Annotated in this window: 7 protein-coding genes and 1 tRNA gene; 1 reads left to right on the top strand and 7 read right to left on the bottom strand. The window is 67.5% G+C overall.

Annotated elements, in window-relative coordinates; genetic code table 11:
- Positions 1–124 precede the first annotated feature (124 nt).
- The 4 genes from LTI14_RS12830 to LTI14_RS12815 form a co-directional block, all read right to left on the bottom strand.
- Complete coding sequence (locus LTI14_RS12830) at positions 125–793, bottom strand: 3-oxoacid CoA-transferase subunit B (RefSeq protein WP_241471195.1); 669 nt, start codon at positions 791–793, stop codon at positions 125–127.
- 8 nt (positions 794–801) lie between these two features.
- Entirely contained in the window at positions 802–1,563 is a 762-nt protein-coding gene (locus tag LTI14_RS12825) for a 3-oxoacid CoA-transferase subunit A (RefSeq protein WP_241476742.1), read from the bottom strand.
- A gap of 11 nt (positions 1,564–1,574) precedes the next feature.
- Complete coding sequence (locus tag LTI14_RS12820) at positions 1,575–2,780, bottom strand: thiolase family protein (RefSeq protein WP_241466105.1); 1,206 nt, start codon at positions 2,778–2,780, stop codon at positions 1,575–1,577.
- Between the two features lie 121 nt (positions 2,781–2,901).
- Positions 2,902–3,732: an IclR family transcriptional regulator domain-containing protein gene (locus LTI14_RS12815; protein ID WP_241476741.1), complete on the bottom strand. Its 831-nt coding sequence runs from the start codon at positions 3,730–3,732 to the stop codon at positions 2,902–2,904.
- A gap of 138 nt (positions 3,733–3,870) precedes the next feature.
- On the opposite strand from LTI14_RS12815, the gene LTI14_RS12810 reads away from it, so the two are divergent.
- Positions 3,871–5,352 (top strand): sodium/glutamate symporter, encoded by a 1,482-nt coding sequence (locus LTI14_RS12810; protein ID WP_241476740.1) that lies wholly within the window; start codon positions 3,871–3,873, stop codon positions 5,350–5,352.
- 120 nt (positions 5,353–5,472) lie between these two features.
- On the opposite strand, the gene LTI14_RS12805 is transcribed toward LTI14_RS12810, so the two are convergent.
- From LTI14_RS12805 to LTI14_RS12795, 3 genes are all read right to left on the bottom strand, one after another.
- Complete coding sequence (locus tag LTI14_RS12805; protein WP_241466099.1) at positions 5,473–6,453, bottom strand: ribose-phosphate diphosphokinase; 981 nt, start codon at positions 6,451–6,453, stop codon at positions 5,473–5,475.
- 54 nt (positions 6,454–6,507) lie between these two features.
- On the bottom strand, positions 6,508–7,971 hold the full coding sequence (gene glmU, locus LTI14_RS12800; RefSeq protein WP_241471207.1) for a bifunctional UDP-N-acetylglucosamine diphosphorylase/glucosamine-1-phosphate N-acetyltransferase GlmU: 1,464 nt from the start codon (positions 7,969–7,971) through the stop codon (positions 6,508–6,510).
- A 69-nt stretch (positions 7,972–8,040) separates the two neighbouring features.
- Positions 8,041–8,112: transfer RNA gene (locus LTI14_RS12795), tRNA-Gln, on the bottom strand.
- Between the last annotated feature and the right edge of the window lie 122 nt (positions 8,113–8,234).

Raw genomic sequence — 8,234 nt, 5'->3', positions numbered from 1 at the left:
CCGGCGGGGCGCCTGATATACCCTCAGTCTAGCGCAGACGCCGGCCCGGGCCGGCGTCGTACCCGAGAACGCAAGGGCCCCCGGAACCTGACGGTTCCGGGGCCCTCTCCGCGACGGGGCGGGGTCAGAGCGTCTCGAACTCCACGCCCGGGTGCCTGTCCCGCAGGTCCTCGAAGGAGATGCCGTGCAGCTCGCGGACCTTGACGATGCCCGAACCGTCCAGCAGGAACACGCCCATGTCTGCGTAGATGCGGGAGACGCAGCCGACCCCGGTGAGCGGGAATGTGCATTCGGGCAGCAGCTTCCGATCACCCTTCTTGGTGAACAGGTCCATCATCACGTAGGTGTCCTTGGCTCCGATGGCCAGGTCCATCGCGCCGCCCACGGCGGGGATGGCTCCCGGCTTGCCGGTGGACCAGTTCGCCAGGTCGCCGGAGGCGGAGACCTGGTAGGCGCCGAGCACGCAGACGTCCAGGTGGCCGCCGCGCATCATGGCGAAGGAATCGGCGTGGTGGAAGTATGCCGCCCCGGGCAGCTCGGTGACCGGGATCTTGCCGGCGTTGATGAGGTCCTCATCGACCTGCTCGCCGAGGGCCTTCGGGCCGAAGCCCAGCATGCCGTTCTCGGTGTGCAGGGTGACCTGCTTCTCCGGGGAGAGGTAGTTGGACACCGTCGTCGGCTGGCCGATGCCCAGGTTCACGAAGGACCCGGGGGCGATGTCCTCGGCGATGGCGTGGGCGAGCTCGTCCTGGGTCAGCGGGGTCTCGGTGGTGCGGAACGTCTCGGTGCTCATGCTCGTCCTCACTTCTCGGCGGCCAGCTCGGCCGCGGTCTTGGTGGCCAGGCAGGGCTTGCGACGTCCGGCGGCGAGAGCCTCGCGCTCCTCGCGCTGCTTCGTGCCAGAGCCGGTGGGGATCCCGACGATGGTATCCGTGTAGATGCTCGGAGTGATGATCGCCTCCGGATCCAGGGCCTCTTCGAGGACCTCGTCGACCTGCACGATGGTGTGCGCGGCCGCCGTGGCCATGACCGGGCCGAAGTTCCGGGCGGTCTTGCGATACACCAGGTTGCCGTGCGGATCGGCGGCGTACGCCTTGATCAGGGCGAAGTCGCCGCGGATCGGCGCCTCCAGCACGTAGTGCCGGCCCTCGATCTCCCGGGTCTCCTTGCCTGCGGCCAGTTCGGTGCCGTAGCCGGTGGGGGTGAAGAACCCGCCGATGCCCGCACCCCCGGCGCGCAGGCGCTCGGCGAGGTTGCCCTGTGGGACCAGTTCCAGCTCAATCTCCCCGGCGCGATAGGCCTCGTCGAAATGCCAGGAGTCGGACTGGCGCGGGAACGAGCAGATGATCTTGGCCACCCGGCGTTCCTTGATGAGCAGGGCCAACCCGGCATCAGCCTGTCCGGCGTTGTTGTTGACCACGGTCAGGTCGGTCGCACCGGACTCCATCAGCGCGTCGATCAGTTCCATGGGCTGGCCGGCATTGCCGAAGCCTCCCAGCAGCACCGTGGCGCCGTTGCTCACACTGGCCACCGCCTCCGCGGCGGTGTCTACAAATTCAGTCATCGGTTCTTCTCTCAGTTCTGTGTGGTTGCGTTCTCCAGGACGACGGCGATGCCCTGCCCGACGCCGATGCACAGCGTGGCCACGCCCCAGCGTTCGCCGCTGAGCTCCATGCGCTTGGCCAGCGTGGCCAGCACCCGGGTGCCGGAGGCGCCCAGCGGATGGCCGATGGCGATCGCCCCACCCCACGCGTTGAGGATCTCCGGGTCGATGTCCCAGGCGTCCAGGCAGGCCAGGGACTGGGCGGCGAAGGCCTCATTGAGCTCCACCGCACCGACGTCGCCCCAGCCGATTCCGGCGCGCTTGAGCGCCTTGTTGCTGGCTTCCACCGGGGCGTAGCCGAAGTACTGCGGCTCATTCGCCGCAGCGGCCCAGCCAGCGATCCTCACCTGCGGGGCAAGACCCAGCTGCTCCCCACCCGCGGCGGAGCCGAGCCAGACGGCGGAGGCGCCGTCGTTCATCGGAGAGGCGTTGCCCGCAGTGACAGTGCCGTTCTCGGAGCGGAAGACGGTGCGCAGCCCGGCGAGCTTCTCCGTGGTGACACCTGCGCGGATAGTCTCGTCGGTCTGAAGATCCACTCCCGGAACGCTGACGATGAGGTCGGCGAATCGCCCCTCGTTCCAGGCGCGGGCGGCGAGCTCATGGGAGCGGGCGGCGAATTCGTCCTGCCGTTCGCGGCCGATGCCGTGCTTCTCGCGAAGCTGCTCGGTGGCCTCACCGAGCGAGACGGTCCATTCCTCGGGCATGCGCTCGTTGATCAGTCGCCAGCCCAGCGTGGAGTTGGCCAGTTCGAGGTTGGCCATCGGGAAGGGCCGCTCGGTCTTGGGAAGCACCCAGGGAGCACGCGACATGGATTCCACGCCGCCGGCGAGGATCACATCGGTCTCCCCCAGCGCGATCTGCCGCGCGCCGGAGATCGCGGCATCCAGCGAGGATCCGCAGAGCCGGTTGATCGTGGTGGCGGGAACGGTGACGGGCAGCTTCGCCAGCAGCCAGGCCATCCGGGCGACATTGCGGTTCTCCTCGCCAGCGCCGTTGGCGTTGCCGAAGATCACCTCTCCGACGATCTCACCGGCATTCTCCGGGTTCAGCCCGGGGGCCTGCTCCACGAGGGCTGAGATGACCAGTTCGGCGAGGTCATCGGGTCGCTGACCGGAGAGGGCGCCGCCGATCTTGCCGAAGGGGGTGCGCAGACCCTGGTAGACGAAGACGTCCTGCATATGAGCTCCCTGCCTGTGATCGCGTGAGCACCACCAAATGTTCGCTATGCAAACAAGTGTGCGCTATGTGTGACGATCATAGTCTGGCCGGCAGGGTTTCGCCAGAGGTGACGAGAGTTCTCTACAGGCCCTGGGGCACGGTGAGCCGACCGACATCCTCACCCAGGGACCGGATCAGATCCTCCACCGCGGCCGCGCTGTGCAGCAGATGTGGCAGTGTGCGATCCAGGGACTCCTGCGCGGACTCCTTGCCGGCGGAGATCGAGGTGTTCAGCGAGAGCACGATCCTTCCGCTGCCGTCCCGGGCCGGGACGGCCACCGAGCGCAGCCCTTCTTCGAGCTCTTCGTCCACCAATGCGTAACCGTCCGTGCGGACCGCAGTGATGATCTCGCGCAGCCGGTGGGGGTCGGTGACGGTGCGTGCGGTGAAGGCCCGCCGCTCAGTGGTGCGCAGACGCTCCTCGAGCGTCTCGTCGTCGAGGCCGGAGAGCAGCACCCGCCCCATCGACGTGGCGAAGGCGGGCAGCTTGGTGCCCAGCGCGAGGTCGATCCGCATGATGCGGCGGGTGTGCACACGGCAGACGTACATCACCTCGTCTCCGACCAGCAGTGCGGCCGAACAGGATTCGGCCAGCTGCCCGGAGAGCTCACCCAGTGATGGCTGCAGCAGCTCATGCCAGCCGCGGCCTGACCAGTAGCCCTGTCCAAGGCCGAGCACCCTCGGGGTCAGCTCGAAGAACCGACCGTCGGTATAGGCGTAACCCTCATGGACCAGCGTGAGCAGCATCCGGCGGGCGGTCGCGCGGCTGACATCGGCGCGCCGCGCAACGTCGGAGAGCGTCAGCTTCGGCTCCACGGCGGAGAAGGACTCGAGGACCCGCAGGCCGGTGGAGAGCGAACGGACGAACTCATTGCGATTGACGGCGGGCTGAGATGGGCTCTCCTGATCCATGCAGTGATCCTATCCACCCGCCGAGCCCAGCCTTCGTCGAGGCGCGTCTCACTCAGCTCTCGCAACGGCGCCTGAAGTGTGATGTGCTTCTCACATGTGCGGCCGCCGTCGGCGGTCCATTTCGGAGAGGGGCATCCGATGAGTCCAGACGTGGTGGGGTTCGCGATCGTGCTGTTGGCATCAGTGATGCTGATAGGCAAGTACATCCGGGTAAAAGTGCCGTTCATCCAGAAGCTGCTCCTGCCCAGCGCCATCATCGCCGGGTTCATCGGACTCATCATCGGCCCACAGGTCATCGGGCGGCTCGGCGAGTCCCTCGGCTGGGCGTGGTTGGAGGACGGCGGACTTCTGACCGCGGGAATCTACGATGTCTGGGCCACACTGCCTGGCCTGTTGATCTCGGTGGTCTTCGCCACCCTCTTCCTGGGATCAAGGATCCCGTCCCCGGTCAGAGTGGCCAAGCTGGTCGGCCCGCAGCTCTCCATCGGCGTCGCCTACGGCTCCGGCCAATACGTCATAGGCATCGTGCTGGGACTGCTGGTGCTCTCTCCGCTGCTCGGGGTCGATCCCGTCTTCGGTGCGCTGCTCGAGATCGCCTTCGAGGGAGGCCACGGAACGGCGGCCGGAATGCGGCCGGCCTTCGAAGACATGGGCATTCCCGAGGCCACCGACCTCGCCCTGGCCATCGCCACCGTGGGCCTGGTCTTCGGCATCCTCATCGGCATCTCCGTCATCAACTGGGGCGTGCGCACCGGCCGGACACGAGTGATCAAGAACGTCTCCAAGCAGTCGAAGGCCGAGCTGCGGGGGCTCTACAGCGACAACGAGAACGTCTCCACCGGGCGGATGACATCGCGACCCAGCTCGATCGAGCCGCTGACGCTGCATGTGGCCGTCGTCGGACTCGCCATCATCATCGGCTGGCTCATCCTGGAAGGCCTCGTCTGGGTCGAGGATCAGCTGTGGGGTCAGCCGGGTTCGCCGCTCTCCGAGGAGGGCCTCACGCTGCTGGGGTATGTGCCGCTGTTCCCACTGGCGATGATCGGCGGAGTGATCGTCCAGGTCATCTTGGATCGCACCGACAACACCAACCTGCTGGACCACGAGACGATGAAGCGCATCCAGGGTCTCGCCCTGGACATCCTGATCGTCGCAGCACTGGCGACGATCTCGCTGGATGCCATCGCCGCCTTCTGGGAGACCTTCCTGATCCTCTCGATCGCCGGAATCTTGTTCTGCACCACGGTCCTGCTGGTCTTCACCCCGCGGATCATCCCGGAGTTCTGGCTGGAGCGCGGGATCGCAGACTTCGGCCAGTCGATGGGCGTCACGGCCACAGGCCTGGTGCTGCTGCGGGTGGCCGACCCGTACGACGAGTCCCCCGCCCTGGAGGCCTTCGGCTATAAGCAGCTGTTCTTCGAGCCCTTCTTCGGCGGCGGTCTGGTCACCGCATTGGCGATCCCGATCATGGTCGCCACCGGCAACGTCTACATCGTCCTGATCCCGATGGCAGTGCTGTTCGTGGCCTCACTCGTGGTGGGCCACATCTACTTCCGCGGAGTGCGCTCCGGACGGTGGCGCGACCCCTCCGTGGAGGCGGCCAAGGCTGCGCAGGAGTGACCCTGCGCCCGCACCCCCACACGCCTTGAGGGGCGGATTCTCCGGGCATCTGACCCCTTCCAGGGCCTCAGACAGTCGGAGAATCCGCCCCTCAACGGGATGGTGGGGTGCAGCTGGTGCTTATGCGTGGCCGTCGAAGAGGGAGGTCACCGAACCGTCGGTGAAGACCTCCTTGATCGCCCGGGCCAGGATCGGCGCGATGGAGAGCACGGTGAGCGTCTCGAAGCGCTTGTCCTCGGGGATCGGCAGGGTGTTGGTCACCACGATCTCACGGGCCCCGCAGTTGGCCAGCCGCTCGGCGGCCGGATCCGAGAACACCGCGTGGGTCGCCGCGATGATGACATCCTTGGCGCCGGCGTCCTTGAGGACCTGCACGGCACCGGAGATGGTGCCGCCGGTGTCGATCATGTCGTCGATGAGCACGCAGGTGCGGCCCTCGACCTGACCCACGACCTGCTTCGACACTGCCTTGTTCGGCTGGGTGACGTCGCGGGTCTTGTGCACGAAGGCCAGCGGTGCTCCGCCGAGGCGCTCGGCCCACTGCTCAGCCACGCGGACCCGGCCGGTGTCCGGGGAGACCACGGTGACATCGTCATCGGCGACCCGGCCACGGATGTGCTCGGCCAGCAGCGGGACCGCGAAGAGGTGGTCCACCGGGCCGTTGAAGAAGCCCTGGATCTGGGCGGTGTGCAGGTCCACGCTCATGATCCGGTCGGCGCCGGCGGCCTTATAGAGGTCTGCGACCAGGCGCGCCGAGATCGGCTCGCGGCCGCGCCCCTTCTTGTCCTGACGGGCATAGGGGTAGAAGGGCGAGACCACGGTGATCCGCTTGGCCGAAGCCCGCTTCATGGAGTCGACCATGATGAGCTGTTCCATCAGCCAGTTGTTCATCGGAGCCGGGTGGGACTGCAGCAGGAAGATGTCCTTGCCGCGCACCGACTCGGAGGACCGGACATAGATCTCTCCATTGGCGAAGTCATAGGCGCTGATCGGCAGCAGCTCGGTGCCGAGCTCCTTCGCGATCTCTTCGGCAAGCTCCGGATGTGCGCGCCCGGAAGCCAGCACAAGAGTCTTCTCCCCGTTCAGCCTGATTTCGTCCATGAGTGTTGTTGCCTCTCGCCGGCGTTGCTGGTGGGTGGTTGGTTCAGGTGGTCGTCAGACGGCGTCAGGCCGGACGGCCTGGGCGGCGTCGGCCGCCGCGGATCCGGGCCGCTTGGCCTGGACCCAGCCCTCGGCGTTGCGCTGCGGGGCGATGGAGAGCGCCAGCGCTCCGGCGGGGACGTCCTTGCGCACCACGGCGCCAGCGCCGGTGTAGGCGCCGTCGCCCACCGAGACCGGGGCGACGAAGACGGTGTTGGAACTGGTGCGCACGTGGGAGCCGATCTGCGTGCGGTGCTTGTTCTCGCCGTCGTAGTTCGCGGTGATGTTGCCGCAGCCGATGTTGGTGAACTCGCCGATGGTGGCGTCTCCGGCGTAGCCCAGGTGGGACAGCTTGCTGCCGCGCCCGATGCTCACGTTCTTGGTCTCGTAGAAGGCGCCGATCTTGCCGTCCTGGCCCAGCACGGTGCCCGGCCGCAGATAGGTGAACGGCCCGACGCTGGCGCCGGCCCCGATCTGGGCTCCGGAGCCGTGGACTCGGGTCAGCGTCGCGGCCTCTCCGACGATCACATCGGTGAGCGTGGTGTCCGGGCCGACGACGGCGTGGCGGCCGATGTGCGTGGCGCCGTGGAGCTGGGTGCCGGGGAGGATCGTGGTGTCCTGCTCCAAGGTGACGGTGGCGTCGATCCAGGTGCTGGCCGGGTCGACCACCGTGGTCCCGGCGCGCATGGCGCGCTCCACGATGCGCCGGTTCATCTCGGCGCCGAGGGCCTGCAGCTGGACCCGATCATTGGCGCCCTCGACCTGCCAACGGTCCTCGGTGACCACGGCGGAGACTCTGCCGCCCTCGGCGCGGGCAATGGAGAGCACGTCGGTGAGGTACATCTCACCCTGGGCGTTGTCGGTGGTGACCTGGGCCAGCGCGCGGGTCAGCACGGCGGCGTCGAAGGCGTAGATCCCGGAGTTGATCTCGGTGATGCTGCGCTGCTCTGCGGTGGCGTCCTTGTGCTCCACGATCCCGAGCACGTCCTGCGGGTCTTCCTGGCTGCGCAGGATCCGGCCGTAGCCCGCGGCGTCGTCGAGCACGGCGGAGAGCACGGTGACGGCATTGCCGTCGCGCTCATGGGTCTCGACGAGCTCGGCGAGCATCTGGGTCTGCAGCAGCGGCACATCGCCGTAGGTGACCACCACGGTGCCGGTCTCGGCAGGCGCTCCTGCGGCGGTGAGCGCGTCCAGGCCGCAGGCCACGGCGCGTCCGGTGCCGGGGACCTCGTCCTGGTCGGCGATGACGGCGCGCGGCTCGAGGTGAGCGATGTGCTCGGCCACCTTCTCGCGCTGGTGCCGCACCACAGCGACCAGCTGGTGCGGGGCCAGGCCCATCGCCGCGGTCAGCGCGTGACCGATCATCGAGACGCCGCCGATCGGGTGCATGATCTTCGGGGTGCTGGACTTCATCCGGGTCCCGGCTCCTGCCGCGAGCACGATCACTGCGGTGGGCTGGGTGGACTGGGCGTTGGTCACGAAGGCTGCTCCTCGGCGCGTTTCGATGGGACTCCTCAGTGTAGAGAGGTCCGGCGATCTAGATTGCCGTTCCGCCTCTAGGATTCGAACCTAGACTGCACAGCTCCAAAGGCTGGCGTGCTGCCATTACACCAAGGCGGAGTGCGACGGCGGTTCGACGGTGCTCGGCGCTGCGAACACCCTCATCTCCGGCCAAGCGCTGGTCCATCTTCGCATGCGCGGACTCGCGAGATGAAACCGCGGACTGACGGTGGCATTACCCT

The organism is Nesterenkonia sp. YGD6, assembly GCF_022565895.1.
Taxonomy (GTDB): Bacteria; Actinomycetota; Actinomycetes; order Actinomycetales; family Micrococcaceae; genus Nesterenkonia.
The sequence above is the reverse complement of the archived record's forward strand: the minus strand, read 5'-3'. Positions and strand labels throughout refer to the sequence as shown.